Below are 23398 nucleotides of genomic sequence, written 5' to 3'. Positions count from 1 at the left end.
TCATCCTAGGCGCCGGTGGCGGCGGCCACCTGCTCGAAGACGATTTCCCGGGGAGCCGGCGGCAGTTCCGCCTGCATTTGCGCCAGGGCCGCTTCGCCGGCGATGAAGGCGTTCATCTGGGCCACCTTGTCCCGGTAGGCCCGATCCACCCGGGGGCCCCAGCCGCGCCGGTCGAAATAGTCGAGCACCCGGGCCAGGAGCCGGGCCTGGGCCAGCAGGCCGGTGATGGACTGGCGCCGTTCGGGATTGCGGTAGTCCTTGAACTTGCCGGCGCTCAGGTGGGAAAAGCCGCCGATGTGGCAGTGGGGCACCAGGGCCCCCACGTCCAGGACCTGATAGCCATGGGCCTGGGCCCGCAGGGAGCCGCCGATCATGGAGTCCATGTTGCCCAACTCCAGGCGGGCCTGGGGATATTCAGCCTGGAGCTGGGCGGCGGCCCGCTGATCCTTGCTGAAGCGCTGCTGGTTGAGTTCCAGGTGAACCCCGGTGTTGAGGGTGAACAGGTTGGTGCGGATGGCCGTGTGGCACTGCCCCGCCAGAGTCAGGGTGCTGTTCTGGCGCAAGCCCACGCTCAGGGCATAGACCTGTTCCGACAGATGTGCGCTGCATTGCTGCCACCAGCTGCCGTCCACCACGAACAGGTCGGCGTCGATGTAGGCGATGTGGGGCTCTGCCTGAAACTCCCGGCAGACGTCGTTTACCATGACCTGATGCCATTTCCCGGGTATCCGGTCCTGGGGCAGGATACCGAACAGGCCGTAGGTCAGTTCCACTCCGGGAATCTCCCTGAGCCAGGCCTGCAGCTCGGCCCGGGCCCGTCCGGCGACGCCATCCACGTGGATGAACAGGCGCAGCTGCGAACGCAGTTCGGGGGGGCAGGCGGCCAGGGCCGATTCCGCCGCCAGGCGGGCGAACACCGGGGAATAGGTGCCGGCGCAGAGAATGTGGTGGGAGGGCATCGGCCCGGCCACGGGCAGGCGCGGCGGCAGGTCCCGGGTGCAGGCGCTGACCAGGTGCCGGAGGGCCGTGGGGCGCCGGTTCCTGCGCATCAGGGCGAACATCAGGCGTTCCCCAGGGGCGCTTCTTCCGCCTTCTGCATCCGGTACAGGCGGGCGTAGAGGCCGTCGGCTTCGAGCAGCACGGCGTGGCTGCCCTCTTCCATCTTGCGGCCCTGGGCCAGGGTGATGATGCGGTCGGCCCGCTCGATGGTGGACAGGCGGTGCGCGATCACCAGGGTGGCGCGGCCCACCATCAGCTCGTCCAGGGCCTGCTGCACCACCCGCTCGGACTCCGTGTCCAGGGCCGAGGTGGCTTCGTCCAGGATCAGGATCGGGGCGTTCTTCAGCAGGGCCCGGGCGATGGCCAGGCGCTGGCGCTGGCCGCCGGAGAGCTTGACGCCCTTCTCGCCGATCATGGTCTCCAGGCCCTCGGGCAGACGCTCGATGAATTCCATGGCGTGGGCTGCAGTGGCGGCGGCGACGATGTCTTCCCGGCTCAGCTTGCGGCTGCAGCCGTAGGCGATGTTGGCGGCCACCGTGTCGTTGAACAGCACCACCTCCTGGCTCACCAGGGCGATGTTGTCGCGCAGGCTTTCCAGGCGGATGTCCTGGAGCGGATGGCCATCCACCCGGATCACCCCCTCCTGGATGGCGTAGAAGCGGGGCAGCAGATTGGCCGCCGTGGTCTTGCCGCTGCCGGACGGGCCCACCAGGGCGACGCTTTCTCCGGGGCGGATGGCGAAACTGAGTTCCTGGAGCGAGGGTTTCTCGGCTCCGGGATAGGTGAAGGTGACGCCCTCGAAGCTCACCTCGCCCCGGGCCCGGCCCAGGTCCACCGTGCCCTTGTCTTCCTCGGGCTGCTGGTCGATCAGGTGGAAGATGCTCTCGGCGGCCACCAGGCCTTTCTGGATCGTGGCATTGACGTCCATGACCCGGCGCAGGGGGGCGAGGATCATCAGCATGGCGGTGATGAAGGAGACGAAGTCCCCCACCGTGGCCTTGCCCTCGCTGGCCTGGTACAGGGCGATGGCCATGATCACCGAGACCGCCAGGGCGGTGAAAAAGTGGGTGATGGGCCCCAGGGCGGCGTTGGAGACGGCGGCGCGCATCTGCAGGCCGCGCTGTTCCCGCACTGCATGGTTGAAACGGCCCTGCTCGTACTTCTGGCCGCCGAAGATCTTGATCACCTTATGGCCTTCGATGGCCTCCTGGAGGATCTGGGTGATGTTGCCCTGGGCGTTCTGGATGCCCCGGGCGAAACGGCGGATGCGCTTGCTCAGCTTCTTCACCGCGAAGGCGATGAAGGGCACGGTGATGAAAGTGATCAGGGTCAGCTTCCAGTTCAGCCAGAGCAGCCAGCCTAGCAGGCCCGCCACGGCCAGGCCGTCCTTGACCACCGTGGTGAGGGCATTGGTGGAGGCCCCGGCCACCCCGGTCACGTCGTAGGAAATGCGCGACATCATGCGCCCCGAGGCGTTGTCGCTGAAATACTGGGTCGATAGCCGGATCATCTGGCCGAACATGGCCTGGCGCAGCTCGGAAATCACGTTCTGGGACACCCACTGCATCAGGTAATCGGCCACGAAGCCGATCACGGCCCGGACGAAGAAGATGGCGAACAGGGCGGCGGGATACATCAGGAAATCATAGGAACCCTGCTGGCTGGCAAAGCCGTCATCGAGGAGGTACTTGAGCAGGGCCGGGAAGGCCGGTTCCGCCAGGGCCGAGGCGCCCATGCACACCAGGGCCAGGGCGAAGGCCTTCCAGTAGGGTTTGACGTAGGTGAGGAGCCTCAGGTAGAGCTCCTTGCCATTCATTTCAGCTTCCAGGGCCATGCAGTCCGATCTAGGTGGCGGGTTCCAGCAGCCAAAAACCCGCAGGAAAAGAGCGCAATTATACCCGGGGGGCCTGGGGCACAAGCGCGCGATAGAGTTGCACCAGGCGGGCGCTCATGGCCTCCAGGCTGAGCTCCGCCACCGCAGCCCGGGCTGCGGCCCGGGCCGGGGCCTGGAAGCCCAGTTCGCAGAGTCCGTCCAGGGCCCGGGCCAGGGCCGGGACATCCAGGGCATCGGTAACCCAGCCATTGACGCCCTCCTGCACCCACTCCCGGGCGCCGCAGCTGAGGCTGGTGACCAGGGGCAGGCCGCAGGCCAGGGCTTCCAGGGCGGCGTTGGGCCCCGGGTCGTACAGGGTGGGCAGGACAAACCCATCGGCGGCTCCGTACCAGGGCAGCACTTCCCGCTGGGGGCCGGCAAAGCGTACCCGCTGGCTCAGGCCCAGACGGGCGGCCAGGCGCTGCATGGCGTTCAGCTTGCGGTCGGCACCGACGATCAGCAGCTGGGCGTCCTGGCGCTGCATCCGGGCCAGGGCCTGGAGCAGGCCGGGCACGCCCTTGCGGGCAAAACCGCTGCCCACGAACAGCAGCAGCGGCGTGCCGGGGTCCAGTTCCAGCCGGGCCCGGGCCTCCTGGCGCAGGGCGGCGGCCCGCTCCGGGTGGAAGAAGGCTGTGTCGACGCCGTTGTGGATCACCTGGAGCCGGTCCGGGGCGAGGCCGTAATGCTGGCGTATCTCCTCGGCCACCATGGCCGAGTTGCAGATCACGGCGCGCAGGGCCGGGTGGGCGAACATGCGCCGCTCCGCCTCCAGCACGTAGCGGTGGTAGGGGGAGCAGTTCTGGGCCAGGCGTTCCAGGGGGGAGAGCTGGCGGCTGCGGTGCGCCAGCCAGGCGGCATGGACTCCGTCCCCGGCCCGGAAGATCATGCAGCCGGGTATGCGTTCGTGGGACTGGGTGATGTCGTAGCCGCCAGCCGCCATCAGGGCCTGGGCGGCTTGGGCGAAGCTCCGGTCCCGGGCGGCCCGGCCGCCCCACCAGCGGGCATAGGGCGGGTCGCAGCTGATCTGGCTGAAACCCGCCGCCGGGGCTCCGTCCCAGTTGCGGGTGATCAGGTCCACCGTCACGCCCTCGGCCACCAGGGCGCCCAGGGCTCGCTCCACGAAGCGTTCGGCCCCCCCGTAGGGGTTGTAGCGCTGGCGGATGATGGCGATCTTCACAGGCCTAGCTCCCGGCGGGTGGCGGCAGGAACCTGCAGGGCCTGGCCGTCCCAGTCCAGGGCCACGACCTGGCCGTAGGCGGGGCGGATGCGCAGCCAGTCCGGCCCGGCCAGTTCCAGGGCCTGGGCCACCAGGGCCCGGATCACCCCGGCGTGGGTCACCAGGGCCAGGGCCCCCTGGCTGGCGGCCAGCACTTCCGCCAGGGCAGCCTGGACCCGCTGCAGCAGCTGCCGGGCCGATTCACCTCCCGGCGGCGTGTGGCCAGTCACGTCGGCGGCCCAGGCATCCAGGGCCGGAGCGCCGATGTCGTCCCAGGCGCGGCCCTCCCAGTCGCCGAAATCCAGTTCCTGCAGCCCCGGGTGTTGCCGGGCCAGCGGGTCCAGGGCCAGTGCCAGTTCCAGGCAGCGTCGCAGGGGGCTGCTCCAGACCTGGAAACTGGCGGGCAGGCGTGCGCGCACCCGGGGCAGGCTGTGGCTGGCCGGTTCGGCCAGGGGCAGGTCCAGGCGGCCGTAGCAGCAGGCCTCGGCCCCGGCCGGCCGGGGATGGCGGATCAGGTACAGGGGCCTCACCGGGGGCTCCCGGTCGATGGTGCCGCCAGGCTGGCCTGGAGCCGGCCCAGGATGAACTCGGCGCCGCGCCGGTTAAGGTGGTCGTCATCCCGGTACAGCAGCTGGCCGTCCTTCCGGGCGTAGCAGTTCTCCTGGTCGCACAGGTGCTCCAGGGGGTCGAACACCCGCACTTCGGGGAAATCCTGTAGCACCCGGGCCACGGCCTGGCGATAGCCGGCCTGCCGTTGTTCCACCTGGGCCCGGGGCACCTGGCAGCGTTCCGGATCGGCGCCCAGGGAGAGGGGGCGGCCAACGCAGCGGCGGGGCGAGAAGCCCAGCTCTGGCACCTGCTGCATGAAGATCACCTGCTTGCCGTGCTGGCGCAGCAGGGTAAGGGTGGCCCGCAGCCCGGCCTGGAAGGCTTCCGGATTGCTGTCGATGGGGGGCTGGCCCGGGGTCTCGAAATGCAGCTGGACCTGGTAATGCTCATTGGCGCCAAAGCCCTGGCCCGAGTGATAGATGGCATAGCGGGCGGAAATCACCACCACTTGGCTGGCCGCTTCCCCGGTGGCCAGTTCCAGGGCCCGATCCACGGGAGGCGGGCATTCCTTGTTTTCGCCCCGGTCCAGGCGTTGCAGACCCTTGAAGGGCAGGCAGCCGGATTGCCCGAGGCTGACCCAGCCCAGCGGGGCATCCTGATTCCGGGCCAGGGCCGGGAAACCCTGGGCCAGGGCGCGGGCATGGCTGTCCCCGAGCAGGAACACCAGTTTTTCGGCCTCCGGGGCCAGGGCCAGGCAATGCCCTTCCTGGATGCCGAAGCGGGCTTTGCATCCCTTGGTTTCCCAGCGGGTGGGGGCGAACATCTGCTGGGCTTCCCGGGCGAAGCCGGCTCGGCCGGCGATGCCGTCTTCATGCTTGACGTAGAGGGCTACCAGGGCCAGCAGCAGCCCCGCCCCCAAGAGCGCCAGGGGCAGGCGCCGCCAGGGGTGAAAACGCAGCCAGCGTTCCCAGTAGCGGTAGCTGAGCCAGGCCAGCAGCAGGGCCAGCAGCACTGCGGCGAGGCGCAGCTCCCAATCCGGCTCGCCGCCCGCCAGGATGCGGGGAAAGGAGAGCAGGGGCCAGTGCCACAGGTAGAGGGGGTAGCTGATCAGCCCCAGGAATACCCAGGGCTGACGCCCCAGTAGCCGGTTGGGGGCGGTGCCGGGGCCGGCTGCGATCAGGCCGGCGGCCCCCAGCACCGGCAGCAGGGCGGCGTAACCGGGAAAGGCTACGTCCCGGTCGAGGAGGAACACCCCGGCCAGCAACAGGGTCAGGCCCAGCCAGGCGAGTCCGGCGCGGAGCACCCCGGGAAGCGGCGGGCGGCTGGCCAGCCAGGCCCCGGCCAGGAGTTCCCAGAAGCGGCTGTGGGGCAGGAAGAAAGTGGCGCTGGGATACTGCTGCAGCCCGGCCAGGTTGGCGGCGAAGGACAGGACCAGCAGGGCCAGGATGGCGCCGCCCAGCTGCCGGGGCCGGCGCAGCAGCAGCGCCAGGAGCAGGGGCCAGAGCAGGTAGAACTGTTCCTCCACCCCCAGGGACCAGAGGTGCAGCAGGGGCTTCAGCTCGGCCGAGACGTCGAAGTAGCCGGCCTCACGCCAGAAGGCCCAGTTGGCGTAGAACAGGGTGCCGGCGATCTGGTGCCCGGCCAGCTGCTTGTACTCGTCGGCCAGGAGCAGGAAGTAGCCGGCCACCAGGGTGGCGGCTAGGACCAGCAGCAGGGTGGGGAAGATGCGGCGGATGCGCCGGGCGTAGAAGTCCAGGTAGGAGAAATCACCCTGCTCCCGGCCTTTGAGGATGATGCCGGTGATCAGGTAGCCGGAAATCACGAAGAAGATGTCCACCCCCACGAAACCGCCGGGGAACAGTCCCGGGAAAGCGTGGAAGCCCACCACGGCCAGCACGGCGAAGGCGCGCAGGCCGTCGATGTCGGGCCGGTAGGCGGGATGGGCGGCAGCGCTCATCAGGCGCCGGGCAGGCGGGCCAGGAGGCCCAGGTAGAAGGCCAGTTCCGCCGCCTGCTGTACGGCCCCCAGGCAGTCGCCGGTGTAGCCGCCGATCCAGCGGCGGTAGAAAACGGCGAGCAGCCAGGTGACCCCGGCGGCCAGCAGCAGGGCCATGGGCAGGTGCCAGAAGGGCAGCAGCAGGCAGGGCAGCAGGGCCGTGGCCCCGGCGATGTCCAGTTCCAGGGGGCTGATGCGGGTGGCCAGGGGCTTGGCCTTGGACAGGGCGTCCTCGCGCACGTAGTCCATCAGGTAGAGGAGCGCCGTGGCGCAGAAGCGGGACACCCCATGGCCGGCGATCAGGGCCATGAACACCCAGGTGTCGGGCAGCTCCACCAGGGCCATGAAGCGGCCCAGCAGGGTGAGCACCAGCACCACCACCCCGAAGCTGCCCACCCGGGAATCCTTCATGATCTCCAGGATGCGTTCCTTCTCCCAGCCGCCGCCGAAGCCGTCGGTCATGTCCGACAGGCCGTCCTCGTGGAAGGCCCCGGTGGCCAGGATGGTGGCCGAGAGGGCCAGCAGGATGGCGATGGTCTTGGGCCAGAACAGGCTGGCGATCAGCCACACGAAGCCGCCGATCAGGCCCACCAGCAGCCCCACCGCCGGGAAATAGCGGGAGGCCCGGTTGAGCTGGGCCTCGCTGTGGGGCACCCAGGCCGGCACCGGCAGCCGGGTGAAGAAGCGCAGGGCGCCGAAGAAGTATTCCAGTTCCTGGCGGATCATGATTTTTCCGCCACGCCCGCCGACTCGAAGCTGGCCATTTCGTTGAGGAAGGCCAGGGCCGACTGGAGCAGCGGATAAGCCAGGGCGGCGCCGGTGCCCTCGCCCAGGCGCAGTCCCAGGTCCAGGAGCGGCCGGGCGCCCAGGGCGTCGAGCACGGCCTGGTGGCCGGGTTCGGCGGAGCGGTGGCAGAACACGCAGTAATCCACCAGAGCCGGATGCAGGCGGGCGGCCACCAGGGCGGCAGCACTGACGATGAAGCCGTCGATGAGCAGCAGCATCCCGGCCTCGGCCCCGGCCAGCATGGCCCCGGCCATCATGGCGATTTCGAAGCCACCGAACTCGGCCAGGGCGGCCAGGGGATCGGCGCCCCCGGCGGGCAGGCCGGCCCGGGCGGCGGCCTGGGCCAGCAGGCGGCGCTTCTTCTCCAGACCCGCGTCGTCGAGACCGGTGCCCCGGCCGACGCTGGCTTCCAGACTCACCCCGGTCAGGGCGTGGGCCAACAGGGAGGCGGAGGCGGTGTTGCCGATGCCCATCTCGCCGAAGCCCAGCAGGTTGCAGCCCTCCCCGGCCAGCCGGCGGGCCATGCTGGCGCCCCGCTCCAGGGCCAGCTCCAGCTGTTCCCGGCTCATGGCGGGCGCGTCCAGGTAGTTGGCGGTGCCGGGGGCGACCTTGGCCTGGACCAGGCCAGGGCGGGGGGCGAAGTCGTGGGCCACCCCGGCATCCACCACCGCCAGGATCAGTCCGTGGGCCTTGCAGAACACGTTGATGGCGGCGCCGCCGGCCAGGAAATTCTCCACCATCTGCCAGGTGACCTCCTGGGGATAGGCGGATACCCCGGCTCGGGCGGCCCCGTGGTCGCCGGCAAAAACCAGCAGATGGGGCCGGCTCAGGCGGGGTTCCAGGCTCTGCTGCACCAGACCTGCCTGCAGGGCCAGGTCCTCCAGCTGGCCCAGGGCGCCCAGGGGTTTGGTCTTCTGGTCGATCTTCCGTTGCAGGGCGGCCTGGAGGCCGGTATCGGGGGCGGAGATCTGGAAATGCACGGACATGACGGGGAAAGGCCTTGGGAATTGCGGCAGAGGGCAGGCATTATACGGCCTCTGTCTTACCCTTCCATTGCTCGCACATGGCGGAACTCATCATCGGCGGCGCCCGTTCGGGCAAGAGCCTGCACGCGGAACGACTGGCCCGGGAGGCGGAAGCGGCCGGCGCCCGGGTGATCTACGTGGCCACGGCCCAGGCCGGGGACGGGGAAATGGCCCGGCGGGTGGCTCATCACCGGGAGCGCCGCCCGGCCCACTGGCAGACCCGGGAAGAGCCCCTGGCCCTGGCGGCGCTGCTGGCCCGGGAGGCGGGGGACGACACCTGCCTGCTGGTGGACTGCCTGACCCTGTGGCTCACCAACCTGCTCTTCGCCGGCCGGGGCGCGGCCCAGGCCGAAGCCGGGGAAGCCCTGGACTGCCCGCTGCTGGCGGGGGAAATCCGGGCCCTGGTAGACACCCTGCCGCAACTGCCGGGCCGGGTGATCCTGGTATCCAACGAGGTGGGCTGGGGCATCGTGCCCATGGAGCGGCTGTCGCGCCTGTTCGCCGACGAACAGGGGCGGCTGAATCAGCAGGTGGCGGCGGTGTGCGGGCGGGTCACCCTGGTGGCAGCGGGGCTGCCCCTGGTGCTCAAGTAGCGGCTGGCTGCCGTGGTTTGTTAGCTGGGCAGGCGGCCAGGCGGCAGGCCAGCAGGCGGCGGAAGTCTTCCGGGTCCTTGAGGGTCACCAGTTCCCCGCTCCGGGGCGCCAGGGCCACCTCCAGGCGGGAGAGCCAGAAGCGCAGCGCCGCCACGGCCAGCATGGCCGGCCAGTGCTGCCGCTCGGCGGCCGACAGGGGGCGGATTTCCCCGTAACCGGCCAGCAGGGCCTGTTCCAGCTCGGCTTCCGGCCGGCCTGACGGGTCCAGGCACCAGTCGTTGGCGGTGACCGCCAGGTCGAAGAGCAGGACCTCGGTGCCGGCAAAGTAGAAATCCAGCAGACCTCCCAGCTGTTCCCCGTCCCAGAGCACGTTGTCCCGGAACAGGTCCGCATGGATCAGGCCCCGCTCCAGGTCCCTCCAGGGCAGCCCCGCATCCAGTGCCAGGGCCTGCTCCAGCAGCTGCTGCCGGGCCGGGTCCAGGTGGGACGTCAGCCGGGCGGCGGTGGTCCGGCGCCAGTCCGGTCCCCGGGTGTGGGCCGGGGCATCGGGCAGTGCCCGGCAGAGCTGGTGGAAACGGGCCAGCTCCCGGCCTATGCGCAGGCAGTGGGCGGCCTGCACCGCTTCCCGGGGCGCTCCCGGCAGCCGGGTCAGCAGGGCCGCCGGCTTGCCCGCCAGGGGACGTTGCAGGCTGCCGTCGGGAAAGGCCAGGGGGCAGGGACAGGGAAAGCCGGCGGCGGCCAGCCGGGCCTGGAGCTGCAGGTAGAAATCCAGGGCCTGGCCGTGCAAGGCCTCGAACAGGGTGAGCACGTAGCGCCCCCCCGAGGTATGCACGAAGTAGTTGGTGTTTTCTATGCCGGCGCTGATGCCCTGGCTGCTTTCCAGGGGGCCGACGGGCAGATCCGCCAGCCAGGCCTGCAGTTCGGCCCGGCTGACGCTGGTGTAGACCGACATGCCGTCAGGGGCGCATCAGAAGGTGCCGATCACCCACATTGGCACCTTGACCCCGGGATCGTTGGGGCTGTTGGTTTCCAGAGTGCCGTCCCCGTCGTTGTCCACCAGGTAGTAGGGGGCGCCGACGGCGGGCACCACCTTGACCATGTAGAGCTTGCCGTTCACCCGGTACTCCTGGACCGTGCCCCGCTCTTCCTTGCGGATGGTGACCTGGGGTTCCAGGGCCTCGTCGAAGGGCTGCATGTCCGGGGGCGGCGGAGGCACGGCCGGCAGGGGTTCCAGGTTGGCGGGACGGTCCGCCTGGGCCCAGGCCAGGGGGGCGGCAAACAGCAGGGTGAGAAGCAGGCGGCGCATGGGGTTTTCCTCGCGTACAAGAAGGGCTGCGGCTGGGCAGCGGATTCTATTACAGATTGAGCATCATCTCCCGCTCGGCGGGGAGGGGGGCGAACCCCTGGGATTCGTAGTGCTTGAAGATGGCGCTGACGATCTGGTCCGGCTCGTCCAGGAGCTGGATCAGGTTCATGTCCTCGGGGCTGATCATCTTTTCCTGTACCAGCCGGTCCCGGAACCAGTCCACCATGCCCTGCCAGAAGGGCGTGCATACCAGGATGATGGGAATCATCCGGCTCTTGCCGGTCTGCACCAGGGTCAGGGCCTCCATCAGCTCGTCCAGGGTGCCGAAGCCGCCGGGCATCACCACGTAGGCGCTGGCGAAGCGCACGAACATGTACTTGCGCGCGAAGAAGTGGCGGAAGGTCTGGGAGATGTCCTGGTAGGGGTTGTTCTTCTGTTCGTGGGGCAGCTGGATGTTCAGGCCCACGGAGGGGGAGCGGCCGTGGAAGGCGCCCTTGTTGGCTGCCTCCATGATGCCGGGGCCGCCGCCGGAAATCACCGAGAAGCCGGCATCCGAGAGTTTCCGGGCGATGCTTTCGGTGAGCTGGTAGTAGGGCTGGTCGGGGTTGATCCGGGCGCTGCCGAAGATGGAGACCGCCGGGCGGATCATCTTCAGCCGGTCCGTGGCCTCCACGAACTCTGACATAATGCCGAACACCCGCCAGGCTTCCCGTGCGGCGTTGGAGTGGAGTTGCAGATCCGGATCCAGCAGCCGAGGTAATTTATCTTTCTCGTTCATCGTTATCTATGCCTTTGTTATTGTTGGTGGACGGTTCGTCCTACCTTTATCGCGCCTTCCATGCCCTGCCCGACCTGCGCAACCGTGAGGGATTTCCCACCGGGGCCATGAAAGGGGTGCTGTCCATGCTACGCCGGCTGGAAAGCGACTTCAAGGCGGACTACAAGGCGGTGATCTTCGATGCCAAGGGCAAGACCTTCCGGGACGACTGGTACCCGGAATACAAGGCTCACCGGCCTCCCATGCCCGAGGACCTGGCCCTGCAGATCCCGCCCATCCATGAGGCCGTGCAGGCTGCCGGCTGGCCCCTGCTGATGGTGGACGGGGTGGAAGCGGACGACGTGATCGGCACTCTCTCCCGCCGGGCCACCGAGGCCGGGCTGGAAACGGTGATCTCCACCGGCGACAAGGACTTGGCCCAGCTGGTCAATCCCTCGGTGCGGCTGGTCAATACCATGAGCGAGGAAATCCTCGACGAAGCCGGGGTACTGGCCAAGTTCGGCGTGCCCCCCAGCCGTATCGTCGATTACCTGACCCTGGTGGGGGACACGGTGGACAACGTGCCCGGGGTGGCCAAATGCGGCCCCAAGACGGCGGTCAAATGGCTGGAGCAGTACGGCAGCCTGGACGAGATCGTCGCCCACGCGGACGAGATCAAGGGGGTGGTGGGCCAGAACCTGCGCGACCACCTGGCGTTCCTGCCCCTGGGCCGGAAACTGGTCACCGTGGATTGCGAACTTTCCCAACTGCCGGCCCCGGCGGAGCTGGCGCCCCGGGCGCCGGACCAGGCCACCCTGAAATCCCTCTACGAACGTTACGGTTTTCGCAGCTGGACCCGGGAGCTGGAAGGCGTCCCGGCGGCCCCCGCTGTTGCCGCACCGGGGAGCGCCGCCCCGGTCCCCAGCCTGCCCGACGACGGCTCCCACCGGGCCGGCTACGAAACGGTGCTGGACTGGCCGACCCTGGAAGCCTGGCTGGCCCGCATCGCCGCAGCCCCCCTCACCGCCGTGGATACGGAAACCACCAGCCTGGACCCCTTTGCCGCCCGCATCGTCGGCATCTCCCTGGCCACCGAGCCCGGCCTCGCCTGCTACATTCCCCTGGGCCACCAGGGGCCGGACACCCCGGCGCAACTGCCCCTGGAAGCGGTGCTGGCGCAGCTGAAACCCTGGCTGGAATCGGCCGCCCACCTGAAGCTGGGCCAGAACCTGAAATACGACCAGCACGTCTTCGCCAACCACGGCATCGCGCTGGCCGGCATCGCCCACGACACCATGCTCCAGTCCTACGTGCTGGAGTCGGACAAGGGCCACGACATGGACCAGCTCTCCAGCCGCCACCTGGGCCTGACCACCATTCCCTACACGGAACTGTGTGGCAAGGGGGCCAAGCAGATCGGTTTCGAGCAGGTGGCCGTGCCCCTGGCTGCCGAATATGCAGCCGAGGATGCGGACATCACCCTGCGCCTGCACCAGGCCCTGTATCCCCAGGTGAGCGCTGACGCGGGCCTGGCCCGGATCTACGGGGACATCGAAATGCCGGCCCGGGAAGTGCTGTTCAAGATGGAGCGCACCGGGGTGCTCATCGATGCCGGCCTGCTGCAGAAGCAGAGCCACGCACTGGGCCAGAAAATCCTCGCCTTCGAACAGCAGGCCTATGAACTGGCGGGCCAGCCCTTCAACCTGGGCTCCCCCAAGCAGCTGGCGGAAATCCTGTTCGAGAAGCAGGGCCTGCCGGTGAAAAAGAAGACCCCGGGGGGCGTCCCCTCCACCGACGAGGAAGTGCTCACCGAGCTGGCCCTGGATTACCCCCTGCCGAAATTGCTGCTCGAACATCGCAGCCTCTCCAAGTTGAAGAGCACCTACACGGACAAGCTGCCGCGCATGGTGAACCCGGGCACCGGTCGGGTGCACACCCATTTCTCCCAGGCCACCGCCGTCACTGGCCGCCTGGCTTCCTCCGAACCCAACCTGCAGAACATTCCGGTACGCACCGAGGAAGGCCGGCGCATCCGTTCCGCCTTCGTGGCACCGGAAGGCTGCAGCATCGTCTCCGCCGACTATTCCCAGGTGGAACTCCGGATCATGGCCCACCTCTCCGGCGACGAGCGGCTGCTGGAAGCCTTTGCTCGGGGCGAGGACGTGCACCGGGCCACGGCGGCGGAAATCTTCGCGGTTTCGCCCCTGGAAGTGGGGCCCGACCAGCGCCGGGTGGCCAAGACCATCAACTTCGGCCTGATCTACGGCATGAGCGCCTTCGGCCTGGCCCGCAACCTGGGCCTGGAGCGCCGCGCCGCCCAGACCTACATCGAACGCTACTTCGCCCGCTACCCCGGCGTCGCCCGCTACATGGAAGAGACCCGGGAACAGGCGCGCAACCAGGGCTACGTGGAAACCGTGTTCGGCCGCCGCCTGATCCTGCCGGAAATCAGGAGCAGCAACGCCGGCCGGCGCCAGGGCGCCGAGCGCGCCGCCATCAACGCCCCCATGCAGGGCACCGCCGCCGACCTGATCAAGCTCGCCATGGTGGCCGTGCAGGACTGGCTGGAAGCGGAACAGCTGCAGAGCCGCATCGTGCTCCAGGTGCATGACGAACTGGTGCTGGAAGTACCCGATGCGGAACTGATGCCAATACGCCAGCACCTGCCCGGCCTGATGGCCGGCGTCGGCCAGCTGAAAGTGCCCCTGGTGGTGGAAGTCGGCGTGGGCCAGGACTGGGAAGCAGCCCACTGAGCCGGGCTTCTCTCCCTGGCTTACTGCACGGCCATGACCGTGCGCATGGCCTCTGCATCAGCCCGTAGCCGCCAATGGCCGGGGCTCAGTTCCTGTAACTGGTACAGGGCCCCATTGGGCATCGGCAAGCCCAGCTGAAAGCGTCGGAAGTGCCGCATTTCCAGGCTGCTGTCCGTGCCGAATCCCAGCAGCAGCCAGGCCAGCAGGCCGGCCCACATGCCGTGGCCGAACAGCACCGTGCCATCGGGCAGCGCCGGCATGTCCTCTTCCATGAAGCGCCGTACCCGCTGGGCAAACTCGGCGAAGGTTTCCGCATTCGCCCCCATGCGCTTGTGCGGATCGCCCTCGGCCCAGTATCCCGCCACGATCGGCTGGCGCTGTTCGCCGTCCATCCCGGCAATCAAGTCCGGGTCCAGGGTCTCGAACTCATGCAGCAGGGGATGCACGACCGGCTCCAGCCCCAGCTGCTGGCAATAGGGCCGGGCCGTATGCTGGGCGCGCATGAAACGCGAACACAACACCCGCGCTGGCGTCGGGGGCAGCAAGGCGGCCAGGGCCTGGGCATGGCGCCGGCCCAGCTCGGTCAGGGGAATGTCGGCGTGGGGCATGGTCACGCCACCAGCATTGGCCTGGCTTTGACCATGCCGCACAAAATACAGCGTGCGCAGAGGCCGTACCCGGGAGGGGGATGAGGGGGCTGGGGTCATGCTTGTTTTTCCATAAGGCTGAAAACCGGATTTGAACCACAGAGACACGGAGACACGGAGGAAGAACAGCCCTTTGTGTCACCCAGTGAGCGCCGGCCCCATTTCCAGGAGGTGGAGGTGTGCCAAGAGGTGATGGCCTGCAGCGCGCGAGAAAAAAGATCGAGGGTAGGGAGGGATTTGAGCCTGCAGATAGAGTGCTTTGATACCCCACACAGTTTGTTGCATGATTATGGCATGAGGTCGTTTTTTCTACAGCCGTCTTGGATTTCATGAGCCGCCGGATACTGCTTGGGGGGTTGACCCTCGTTTTCTGCTTGGGCGGGATATTGGCCGTCATCGGTGTGCTTGCTTCCTCATTGAGCCCATCTGCACAAACGCTTAACGAGGCAGAAGTCGTTCTTCCGATTGCTCCAATAGTTCCAGGCAAAGTTCAGGTTTTCAATGTTCGCGGCAGCCCCCTATTTTTGCTTCGGCCAGACGATCAGCAGCGTCAGAGTATCGCTATCCTGGATGCGCACGTAGTTGACCGGAACAGTAAGGCTTATGTGGCGGAGCTTGATGCCTTCGTCTATTGGGGGGTGAGTACAAATCGAGGTTGCAATCTCGAGCACAAGATTCCCCAGGAGTCCCTTTTGTTGCAGTGGGCGCCTGACGCGGTGTGGCTGGGGGGCTACTGGAATCCGTGGTGCGAGGTCAGTTACGACTATGCAGGCAGAGCCATTGATTCCTATGAATTTACTTTCAACGGCTATCACGGAAGATTTCCGAATCTCGAACGCCCCAAGCTCAAGTTTTTCGGAAATAGCGTCATTGTTCAGTTGCTGTGAACAAAGCTGCAAACCTGTGCCTGTGTTTCCCCGTGTTCGGGCGACGCCGCCTGATACTCCCCCCGGCATCGGCACCATCGCCCTATTCCGCCTGGCCCACTGAGGCCGGCCTAGCTTTCCAGCAGGCCGTATTTCTTCAGCTTGTCGTGCAGGGTGGTGCGGGCCAGTTTGAGGCTTTCGGCGGTGCGGGCGATGTTCTGGCCCTGGCGCTGGAATTCGGCGCTGAGGAGGGCCCGTTCGTAGCCTTCCACGGCTTCCATGAAGGAGGGAACCCGGCTGGCGCCCGCATCCGTCGGGTCCCGGCTCAGGCCCAGGGCGTGGCAGTCGGCCAGGTTGCGCAGTTCGCGGATGTTCCCGGGCCAGTCGTGGGCCATCAGTTCCTGGATGCGCTTGCGGTCCACTTCCGGCAGCGGCCGGCCGTGGCGGTGGGCGGCCTGCAGCAGGAAGTGGTTGTAGAGCAGGGGAATGTCCTCGCGCCGCTCCCGGAGCGGCGGCAGGTCCAGGGTGACCACGTTCAGGCGGTAATAAAGATCGGCCCGGAAGCGGCCCTGGGCGGCGAGCTGCTTCAGGTCTTCCTTGCTGGCGGCCACCACCCGGCAGGACACGGGCAGCAGCTGGTTGGAGCCCAGCCGTTCCAGCTGCCGTTCCTGGAGCACCCGCAGCAGCTTGATCTGCATCTGCATGGGCATGGTTTCCAGCTCGTCCAGGAACAGGGTGCCCCCGGCCGCGTATTCGATCTTGCCGATGCGGCGTTTCTGGGCCCCGGTGAAGGCGCCGGCTTCGTGGCCGAACAGTTCGCTGTCGAGGAGGTTGTCGGGCATGCCGCCGCAGTTGATGGCGATGTAGTGGTGTTCCCGGCGCCGGCTCAGGTCGTGCAGGCAGCGGGCCACCATTTCCTTGCCGGTGCCGGTTTCGCCGTTGATGAGCACGTCCACGTCGGCGTCGGCCACTTCCAGGATCAACTGCCGGATCCTGGCCATCTGGGGGGAATTGCCGATCAGCCGGGCTTCGATGTCGTCCCTGCCGTCCAGGCGGCGGCGCAGGGCTTCCACTTCCAGGGTCAGGGCCCGTTTTTCCAGGGCCCGCCGCACCACCTCCACCAGATGGGCCGGGGGGAAGGGTTTGGTGATGAAGTCGTAGGCGCCGCTGCGCATGGCTTCCACGGCCAGGGTCACGTCCCCGTGGCCGGTGATCATGATCACCGGCAGTTCCGGGTCCTGTTCCCGCAGCTGACGCAGCAGTTCCAGGCCGTCCATGCCGGGCAGGCGCATGTCGGTGACCACTACCCCGGCAAAGGGGGGGCGCAGCAGTTTCAGGGCGGCTTCGGCGGAACCGGCGCTGCTGACCGGCAGTCCGGCCAGCTGCATGGCCTGTTCGCAGCCCAGGCGCACATCCGGGTCGTCCTCGACGATGAGGACCTGTAGATCGGGGCTCATCCTGAAAACCTCATATGAATCCCCGGCGCCCGGAGCATGCCGGGGGCAAACAGGCCTGGGGGCGGCTGGCTGTTGCATCCACCGGATCGGGCAAGGCTGTCGGACAGGCGCTTGAGTCTCTCCCCTGCTCCGGGTCTCTGTGTCTCTGGGGTGAAGCATTCAGGTTCATGGTTCCTCCGGTGGCAGGGGCAGTTCGATGCAGAATTCGGCGCCGCCTTCCGGGCGGGAGCGGGCCGCCAGGTCGCCGCCGAAATCGTGGATGATGTCCCGGGAAATGGCCAGACCCAGCCCCAGGCCCTGGCCGGCGGGCTTGGTGGTGAAGAAGGGTTCGAACAGGCGTTCGGCATGGCTGGGGTTGAGGCCCGGGCCCGTGTCCTGGACCCGGATCGCCAGCCGGCCGCTGGCGGCGGGGCCGGCTTCCAGGATGAGTTCCCGGGTGGGCTGGCCGGCCATGGCGTCGATGGCATTGCCGATCAGGTTCACCAGCACCTGCTCCAGCCGCACCGGCTCGCACCAGACCCGCCAGGGGCCGGCCGGGCAGCGGTTGTGCACCCGGACCCCGCCCTGGCGCAGCTTGCGCTCCAGGAGGAACAGGGCATGCCCCAGGGCCTGGCCCACGTCCACCACCTGGGGATGGGGGGGTGCCTTGCGGGCAAAGGACTTGAGGGGTTCGATGATGCTGCCCATGCGATCCACCAGCTTGCCGATGATGCCCAGGTTCTTTTCCACCGTGGGCAGTTCGCCCCGGTGCATGAACTCGACGGCGTTGTCCGACAGGGTGCGCAGGGCGCCCAGGGGCTGGGTCAGATCATGGGTGATGCCGGTGGCCAGCTGGCCCAGGACCGCCAGCTTAGCGGCCTGGACCAGTTCGTCCTGGGCCGCCCGCAGGGTCTCTTCGGCTTTCTTGCGCTCCTGGACCTCGTCCTGGAGCCGGGCGTTGGTGGCCTGCAGGTCGGTGGTGCGGGCCGCCACCTTCTCTTCCAGTTCCGCGTTGGCCCGCTCCAGCAGCTCCTGGGTTTCCAGGCGCTGGCGCAGGGCCCGGCGGCGCTGGTTGATGAACAGCAGCAGCAGCAGCATGAAGGCCGTCGCCATCACCGCCAGGGTGGCATCGCCAGCCGCCTGACCGCGCACCGGCTGCAGGTCGGAAAACACGGTGAGGCGCCAGCCGCTGTCGGGCAGGCGCCGGCTCTGGGCGACGAATTCCTTGCTGCGCCGCAGGCCGCCGTTGTTGATGCCGTGGCCGGGGAAGCTGACGATCTGGGTGCTGTCCAAGCCCTGGGCCAGGCTGACCGGGAAGGTGCCGATGGCCTGCTGGTTGTACTGGCGGCTGCTGCGGATTTCCTCCAGGGTGGCCTGGCTCAGGGGGGCCAGGGCGGTGAGCCGCCACTCGGGCAGGGAGGCCAGGATCACCACCCCGTTGCTGTCGGCGATCAGGGCTGGGGTTTCCAGGGGCAGCCAGGCTTCTTCCAGGGGACGCAGGCCGATCTTGATCACCGCCACGCCGCGCACCCGCTCCCCGTCCATGATCGGATGGGAAACGTAGTAGCCCGGGTCGCCCCGGGTGGTGCCGATGGCGTAATAGCGGGTGGGGCGGCCCTGGAGGGCCTGCTGGAAATAGGGGCGGAAGGACAGGTCCTCGCCGATGAAGCTGTCGTCCCGGTTCCAGTTGCTGCTGGCCAGCACCTGGCCCCGGGCGTCGAGGACCATCAGGGCGATGCTGTCGATATGGATGTTGAGCTGCTCCAGGTAACGGTTCACCTCGCCCTGGAGGCCCGGGTCCTCCGGGTGGCGCAGCAGGGCCGCCACCTTGGGATTGAGGTGCAGGGTGCCGGGCACGTGGGCGTAGCGGTTCACGATGCTGTCTACAGCCGCGGCAAACAGGTCGAGCCGGTGCTGGGCCTGGCTGCTGAGGGCTGCCACGCCGGCCTGTTCGCTCAAGCGGTAGGTGCCCATGCCGGTCAGGACCAGCAGCACTGTCGCCACCACCAGCAGCAGGAGCTGGCGGGCGGGGCGGATGTTGAGGGTCACCTGGTGCAGGTTAGGGTTCATGCACGGAGCGCTCGGTTAAGGACGGGCGGGGCTGCGCCCAGCATGCCAGTCCGGCGGGGGCTGTGGCAACCGGGAGAGAGGCCCTGGCCGCAGCGAAATCAGTCGGCCGGGGCATCGCTGGGGTGGCGCAGGGCGTCGCGCAGCAGGAAGGACATGGGCCACTGGAGATTGATCCCGTGCGGGGCGATCGGCAGTTCAAACCATTTGTGGTACAGGCGGTGGATTTCCCCCGCCAGGGCCAGGCGTTTCATCTCCTTGTCCACCGCTGCCTTGAGCTCCGGGTCATCGCGGGAAAACATGATGGAGAGCTGCTCGATCCAGTACACATGCTCGAGAAAGCGGAACTGCCCCGGGTCCCGGGCCGAGGCCCGCAGGCTGGCGAGCAGGATGTCATCCATGAGGAAGGCATCGGCCCGGCCGCTTTCCAGCAGGGCAAATGCGGCCCGGTGATCGGGGGCCACCTCCAGCCGCGTCCCCAGGTTGAGCTGCTGAAACAGCTTTTCGGCGGTGGTGCCGCGGGTCGTGACGATGTTGGCCCGGCGCAGGTCGCCGTGCTCGAGCAGGCCGGAGGAGGCCTTGACCATGAAGCGGCTGGCGCTGATGAAGTGGGGCACGGTGAAGGCCACCTTTTTCCGGCGTTCGGCATTGTTGGTGGTGCTGCCGCATTCCAGGTCCACCTGGCCGCTGACAACCTGCTCGATCCGGTTGGCGGGGCTCACGGGCCGGTATTCCAGCTTCAGTTCCCGCCCCAGCTGCTTGCCCAGGGCGCTCACCAGGCGCTGGCAGAGTTCGATGGTGTAGCCCAGGGGACGGTTCTGCTGATCTACATAGGAAAAGGGTATCGACGCTTCCCGGTAGCCGATGACGGCGGTGCCGCTGCGGGCCATGCGCTGCAGGGTCGTCTCGGCCTGGGTCGGGGCGGCCAGGATGAGCAGGGGCAACAGGCCGAGCAGGCCCGGGAGCAGCCGGGAAAAGAGGCGCAGTCCCCGGCGCTTGCCGCCCATCCGGCCAGGCGGCTGATCTGGGGCTTCAACGCCGGCGGTTTCGCCCCATCCCGTGCCTACTTTTGTCACCAGTGCTGCTTGCATGGATGCCTCTCTTCTGCGTGGATTGCGCGTCGATTCCGGGGCAATGGCCCCGGGCAGCGTTCGGACTGCCCGGGCAGTTGCAGGGGCGCGGGCGCCTCAGTGGTGCAGGATCTTGGCCAGGAACTGCTGGGCCCGTTCCGAGCGGGGATTGGCGAAGAAGGCTTCCTTCTCGTCATCCTCGACGATGCGGCCGTGGTCCATGAAGATCACCCGGTTGGCGACCCGGCGGGCGAAGCCCATTTCATGGGTGACGCACATCATGGTCATGCCCTCCTGGGCCAGCTCGGTCATCACGTCCAGCACCTCGTTGACCATTTCCGGGTCCAGGGCCGAAGTGGGTTCGTCGAACAGCATGCAGATCGGGTCCATGGCCAGGGCCCGGGCGATGGCCACCCGCTGCTGCTGGCCGCCGGACAGCTGGCCGGGGAACTTGTGGGCATGGGCTTTCAGGCCCACCCGGTCCAGGAGCTTCAGCCCCTTTTCCACCGCTTCCTCCTGCTTGCGACCCAGGACCTTGACCTGGGCGATGGCCAGGTTCTGGGTGATGCTCATGTGCGGGAACAGCTCGAAGTTCTGGAACACCATGCCCACGTGGGCGCGCAGCTTGGAGAGATTGGTCTTGGGGTCGCCCACGGAAATGCCGTTGACGGTGATCTCGCCGGCCTGGAAGGGCTCCAGGCCGTTGACGCACTTGATCAGCGTCGATTTGCCTGAGCCGGAGGGGCCGCAGACGACGATCACTTCCCCCTTCTCGACCGTGGTGCTGCACTCCTTCAGGACGTTGAAGTCGCCGTAGTACTTGCTGACGTTGTCGATCTTGATCATGAAATTTCTCCTGACGGGCGGCCACTCAGGCCGGGTGGTATTTTTTCTGGAGGCGCTTCACCAGCTGGGAGGCGGCAAAGCAGATGACGAAATAGACGGCGCCGGCAAAGAGCAGCATTTCCACCAGCCGGCCGTCCCGGTCGCCCACCTTGTAGGCGGCGCCGAAGAAGTCGGCCAGCGCGGACACGTAAACCAGGGAGGTGTCCTGGAACAGGATGATCCCCTGGGTCAGCAAGAGCGGCACCATGTTGCGGAAGGCCTGGGGCAGGATCACCAGGCGCATGGACTGACCATAGGTCATGCCCAGGGCCTGGCAGGCGGCCATCTGGCCCTTGGGCACGGACTGGATGCCGGCGCGGATGATCTCCGAGTAGTAGGCCGATTCGAACAGGGCAAAGCCGATCATGGCCGAGGTCAGGCGCAGGTCGGTGCCCGTGGGCAGGCCGAACAGCTGCTCGATGAACCGGGGCACGATCAGGAAGAACCAGAGCAGCACCATCACCAGGGGCACGGCCCGGAACAGGTTCACGTAGCCGGCGGCGAACAGGGACAGGGGCTTGATCGAGGAGAGCCGCATCATCGCCAGCAGGGTGCCCCAGACGATGCCGACGACGATGGCCTGGAGGGTGATTTCCAGGGAAATCTTCATGCCGTCCCAGAGGAAGGGCAGGGAGCCGGGAATGGAGGACCAGTCGAATTCGTACATTTCACTTACCTCCGATGTAGCCGGGCACGGCGATGCGCTTTTCGAACTTGTGCATCAGGGTCATCACGGTGACGTTGATCAGGATGTAGGCCAGGGTCACGGCGATGAAGGATTCATAGGGCTGGGCCGTGTAATCCACCAGCTGGCGGCCCTGGGCGGCCAGTTCCAGGAGGCCGATGGTGGAGCAGACGGCGGAGTTCTTGAAGATGTTGAGGAACTCGGAAGTCAGCGGCGGTACCACCAAGCGGAAGGCCATGGGCAGGATCACGAAGCGGTAGGTCTGGGGCAGGGTGAAACCCAGGGCCAGGCCCGCGTTCTTCTGGCCCCGGGGCAGGGAGTTGATGCCGGAACGCACCTGCTCGGCCACCCGGGCGCTGGTAAACAGCCCCAGACAGACCATGGAGGCGAGGAACTGCTGCAGTATCGGATTGGACTGCTTGTAGATCTCGCCGATGCTGGGGGGCAGCAGCTCCGGTAGCACGAAGTACCAGATGAACAGCTGCACCAGCAGGGGAATGTTGCGGAACAGCTCCACGTAGGCGCTGGCGAGGCCGGCCAGGAAGCGGTTCGGCACCGTGCGCAGCACGCCGATCAGGGCGCCCAGCAGCAGGGCGATGACCCAGGCGCTCAGGGACAGGCCGATGGTCATCTTGAAGCCGGCCAGCATCCAGCCGAAGTAGGTGTCGTCACCGGTGGCGGACGGCTGGAAGAAGATTCCCCAGTTCCATTGGTAACCCATGTTGTATCCCTCCTATGGTTATCGTTCCCGGGCGCCAGAAACAGTCGCCCGGGGGATTGCGGGGCTCAGTACTCCCAGAAGATGCGTTGCAGTTCCTTGCTGTCGTTGGTCTTGGTCAGAGCAACGGCGGCCAGGATGCGGGCCTTCTGGGGGTTCAGGTCGTGGGCGACGACCCAGTCGTACTGGTCGTCCGGCTGCTCGGCATTGCGAATGACCAGTCCGCCGGCGTTCACGTGGGAGGAGCGGATGATCTGCACCCCCTGGCCGCGCAGTTCGCGCAGGGCCGGGACGACGGTTTTCGCCACCGAACCGTTACCGGTGCCGGCGTGGATGATGGCCTTGGCGCCGCTGGCGGCGAGCGCCTTGTAAGCGGTGTCGGCGACGTTGCCGTGACCGTAGGCGATGCCCACCAGGGGCAGGCTATCGATTTTGTCGATGTCGAACTCGGAGTTCACCGTGTGGCGCTTGGCCGGCAGGCGGAACCAGTAGTTCCTGCCCTCGACGATCATGCCCAGGGGCCCCCAGGGGCTCTTGAAGGCGCCGGTCTGGATGTTGATCATCTTGGACACGTCGCGGCCGCTATTGAGCTCGTCATTCATGGCCACCAGCACGCCCTTGCCGCGGGCGTCCCCGGCCGCAGCGGCGGCGACGGCGTTGTACAGGTTGAGCATGCCGTCAGCCGACATGGCGGTGCCGGGGCGCATGGAGCCCACCAGCACGATGGGCTTTTCGGTATGGACGACGAGGTTGAGGAAGTAGGCGGTTTCTTCCAGGGTGTCGGTGCCGTGGGTGATGACGATGCCGTCCACGTCGGCCTGCTTGCTCAGGGCCGAAACCCGCTTGGCCAGGGTCAGCAGGTGTGCGTCGGTGAAGCTCTCGGAGGCGATCTGGAACACCTGCTCGCCGCGCACGGCGGCGACCTTGGCCAGTTCCGGCACGCCGGCGATGAGCTTGTCCACCGGCACCTTGGCCGCCTGGTAGGTGGCGCTGTTGGTGGCTTCGGCGCCGGCGCCGGCGATGGTGCCGCCGGTGGCGAGGATGACGACGTTGGGCTGGGCGGCCATGACCGCCAGGGAGGCGGCGCAGCCGGCGGCGAGCAGCACGCAGCGATGAATCAGACGTTTCAACATGGGAGTTCCTCTGGGTCGGGGGTGAGCCGGGCCTGCCTC

21 protein-coding genes are annotated in these 23398 nt (G+C 67.5%); 3 read left to right on the top strand and 18 right to left on the bottom strand.

The window, feature by feature from the left end:
* Positions 1-5: 5 nt before the first annotated feature.
* The 7 genes from G474_RS0108180 to cobT are packed head-to-tail and all read right to left on the bottom strand — an operon-like array spanning position 6 to position 8398.
* Positions 6-1061: a hypothetical protein gene (locus tag G474_RS0108180; RefSeq protein ID WP_026686548.1), complete on the bottom strand. Its 1056-nt coding sequence runs from the start codon at positions 1059-1061 to the stop codon at positions 6-8.
* Positions 1061-2833, bottom strand: a complete 1773-nt coding sequence (gene msbA, locus G474_RS0108175) for a lipid A export permease/ATP-binding protein MsbA (protein ID WP_245589327.1) — start codon at positions 2831-2833, stop codon at positions 1061-1063. The genes G474_RS0108180 and msbA overlap by 1 nt, the downstream gene beginning before the upstream one ends.
* A 58-nt stretch (positions 2834-2891) precedes the next feature.
* Entirely contained in the window at positions 2892-4049 is a 1158-nt protein-coding gene (locus tag G474_RS0108170; RefSeq protein ID WP_026686546.1) for a glycosyltransferase family 4 protein, read from the bottom strand.
* Complete coding sequence (gene cobC / locus G474_RS21995; RefSeq protein WP_051282117.1) at positions 4046-4618, bottom strand: alpha-ribazole phosphatase family protein; 573 nt, start codon at positions 4616-4618, stop codon at positions 4046-4048. The genes G474_RS0108170 and cobC overlap by 4 nt, the downstream gene beginning before the upstream one ends.
* On the bottom strand, positions 4615-6594 hold the full coding sequence (locus G474_RS20090) for an acyltransferase family protein (RefSeq protein ID WP_051282115.1): 1980 nt from the start codon (positions 6592-6594) through the stop codon (positions 4615-4617). Before G474_RS20090 ends, cobC begins: the two co-directional genes overlap by 4 nt.
* The gene (locus tag G474_RS0108155) at positions 6594-7358 is read right to left on the bottom strand and encodes an adenosylcobinamide-GDP ribazoletransferase (RefSeq protein WP_026686545.1); all 765 of its coding nucleotides are present in this window, start codon (positions 7356-7358) and stop codon (positions 6594-6596) included. Before G474_RS0108155 ends, G474_RS20090 begins: the two co-directional genes overlap by 1 nt.
* Complete coding sequence (gene cobT / locus G474_RS0108150; RefSeq protein WP_026686544.1) at positions 7355-8398, bottom strand: nicotinate-nucleotide--dimethylbenzimidazole phosphoribosyltransferase; 1044 nt, start codon at positions 8396-8398, stop codon at positions 7355-7357. The genes G474_RS0108155 and cobT overlap by 4 nt, the downstream gene beginning before the upstream one ends.
* 83 nt (positions 8399-8481) lie before the next feature.
* On the opposite strand from cobT, the gene cobU reads away from it, so the two are divergent.
* Entirely contained in the window at positions 8482-9036 is a 555-nt protein-coding gene (gene cobU / locus G474_RS0108145; protein ID WP_026686543.1) for a bifunctional adenosylcobinamide kinase/adenosylcobinamide-phosphate guanylyltransferase, read from the top strand.
* Here cobU and G474_RS0108140 read toward each other — a convergent pair.
* From G474_RS0108140 to G474_RS0108130, 3 genes are read right to left on the bottom strand one after another with little or no spacing between them, the layout of a single operon-like run.
* Positions 9029-9988, bottom strand: coding sequence for a homoserine kinase (locus G474_RS0108140; protein ID WP_026686542.1), 960 nt, complete (start codon positions 9986-9988; stop codon positions 9029-9031). The two genes, cobU and G474_RS0108140, sit on opposite strands and share 8 nt — an antisense overlap.
* 15 nt (positions 9989-10003) lie before the next feature.
* Positions 10004-10342 (bottom strand): DUF2782 domain-containing protein, encoded by a 339-nt coding sequence (locus tag G474_RS0108135; RefSeq protein WP_026686541.1) that lies wholly within the window; start codon positions 10340-10342, stop codon positions 10004-10006.
* Positions 10343-10391: 49 nt separating this feature from the next.
* The gene (locus tag G474_RS0108130; protein WP_026686540.1) at positions 10392-11120 is read right to left on the bottom strand and encodes an LOG family protein; all 729 of its coding nucleotides are present in this window, start codon (positions 11118-11120) and stop codon (positions 10392-10394) included.
* Positions 11121-11128: 8 nt separating this feature from the next.
* Here G474_RS0108130 and polA point away from each other — a divergent pair, with 8 nt between their 5' ends.
* Positions 11129-13852, top strand: coding sequence for a DNA polymerase I (polA, locus tag G474_RS0108125; RefSeq protein WP_026686539.1), 2724 nt, complete (start codon positions 11129-11131; stop codon positions 13850-13852).
* Between the two features lie 20 nt (positions 13853-13872).
* On the opposite strand, the gene G474_RS20085 is transcribed toward polA, so the two are convergent.
* Entirely contained in the window at positions 13873-14559 is a 687-nt protein-coding gene (locus tag G474_RS20085; protein WP_084513651.1) for a histidine phosphatase family protein, read from the bottom strand.
* A gap of 269 nt (positions 14560-14828) precedes the next feature.
* Here G474_RS20085 and G474_RS0108115 point away from each other — a divergent pair, with 269 nt between their 5' ends.
* Complete coding sequence (locus G474_RS0108115) at positions 14829-15386, top strand: hypothetical protein (protein WP_026686538.1); 558 nt, start codon at positions 14829-14831, stop codon at positions 15384-15386.
* A 110-nt stretch (positions 15387-15496) separates the two neighbouring features.
* Here G474_RS0108115 and G474_RS0108110 read toward each other — a convergent pair whose 3' ends face one another.
* The 7 genes from G474_RS0108110 to G474_RS0108080 all read right to left on the bottom strand — a co-directional run bounded on the left by G474_RS0108110 (position 15497) and on the right by G474_RS0108080 (position 23359).
* Complete coding sequence (locus tag G474_RS0108110; protein WP_026686537.1) at positions 15497-16822, bottom strand: sigma-54-dependent transcriptional regulator; 1326 nt, start codon at positions 16820-16822, stop codon at positions 15497-15499.
* Between the two features lie 165 nt (positions 16823-16987).
* Positions 16988-18871 (bottom strand): sensor histidine kinase, encoded by a 1884-nt coding sequence (locus G474_RS0108105; protein WP_051282112.1) that lies wholly within the window; start codon positions 18869-18871, stop codon positions 16988-16990.
* A gap of 98 nt (positions 18872-18969) precedes the next feature.
* Complete coding sequence (locus G474_RS0108100) at positions 18970-19944, bottom strand: amino acid ABC transporter substrate-binding protein (RefSeq protein ID WP_169729507.1); 975 nt, start codon at positions 19942-19944, stop codon at positions 18970-18972.
* 111 nt (positions 19945-20055) lie between these two features.
* Positions 20056-20784, bottom strand: coding sequence for an amino acid ABC transporter ATP-binding protein (locus tag G474_RS0108095; RefSeq protein ID WP_026686534.1), 729 nt, complete (start codon positions 20782-20784; stop codon positions 20056-20058).
* 25 nt (positions 20785-20809) lie between these two features.
* On the bottom strand, positions 20810-21490 hold the full coding sequence (gene gltK, locus G474_RS0108090; protein WP_026686533.1) for a glutamate/aspartate ABC transporter permease GltK: 681 nt from the start codon (positions 21488-21490) through the stop codon (positions 20810-20812).
* A gap of 1 nt (position 21491) precedes the next feature.
* Complete coding sequence (locus G474_RS0108085) at positions 21492-22229, bottom strand: amino acid ABC transporter permease (protein ID WP_026686532.1); 738 nt, start codon at positions 22227-22229, stop codon at positions 21492-21494.
* A 65-nt stretch (positions 22230-22294) separates the two neighbouring features.
* Positions 22295-23359, bottom strand: a complete 1065-nt coding sequence (locus tag G474_RS0108080) for an asparaginase (RefSeq protein ID WP_026686531.1) — start codon at positions 23357-23359, stop codon at positions 22295-22297.
* Between the last annotated feature and the right edge of the window lie 39 nt (positions 23360-23398).

This window comes from Azovibrio restrictus DSM 23866, assembly GCF_000429665.1.
Lineage (GTDB): Bacteria > Pseudomonadota > Gammaproteobacteria > Burkholderiales > Rhodocyclaceae > Azovibrio > Azovibrio restrictus.
This window is presented reverse-complemented; position numbering and strand designations above follow the sequence as displayed.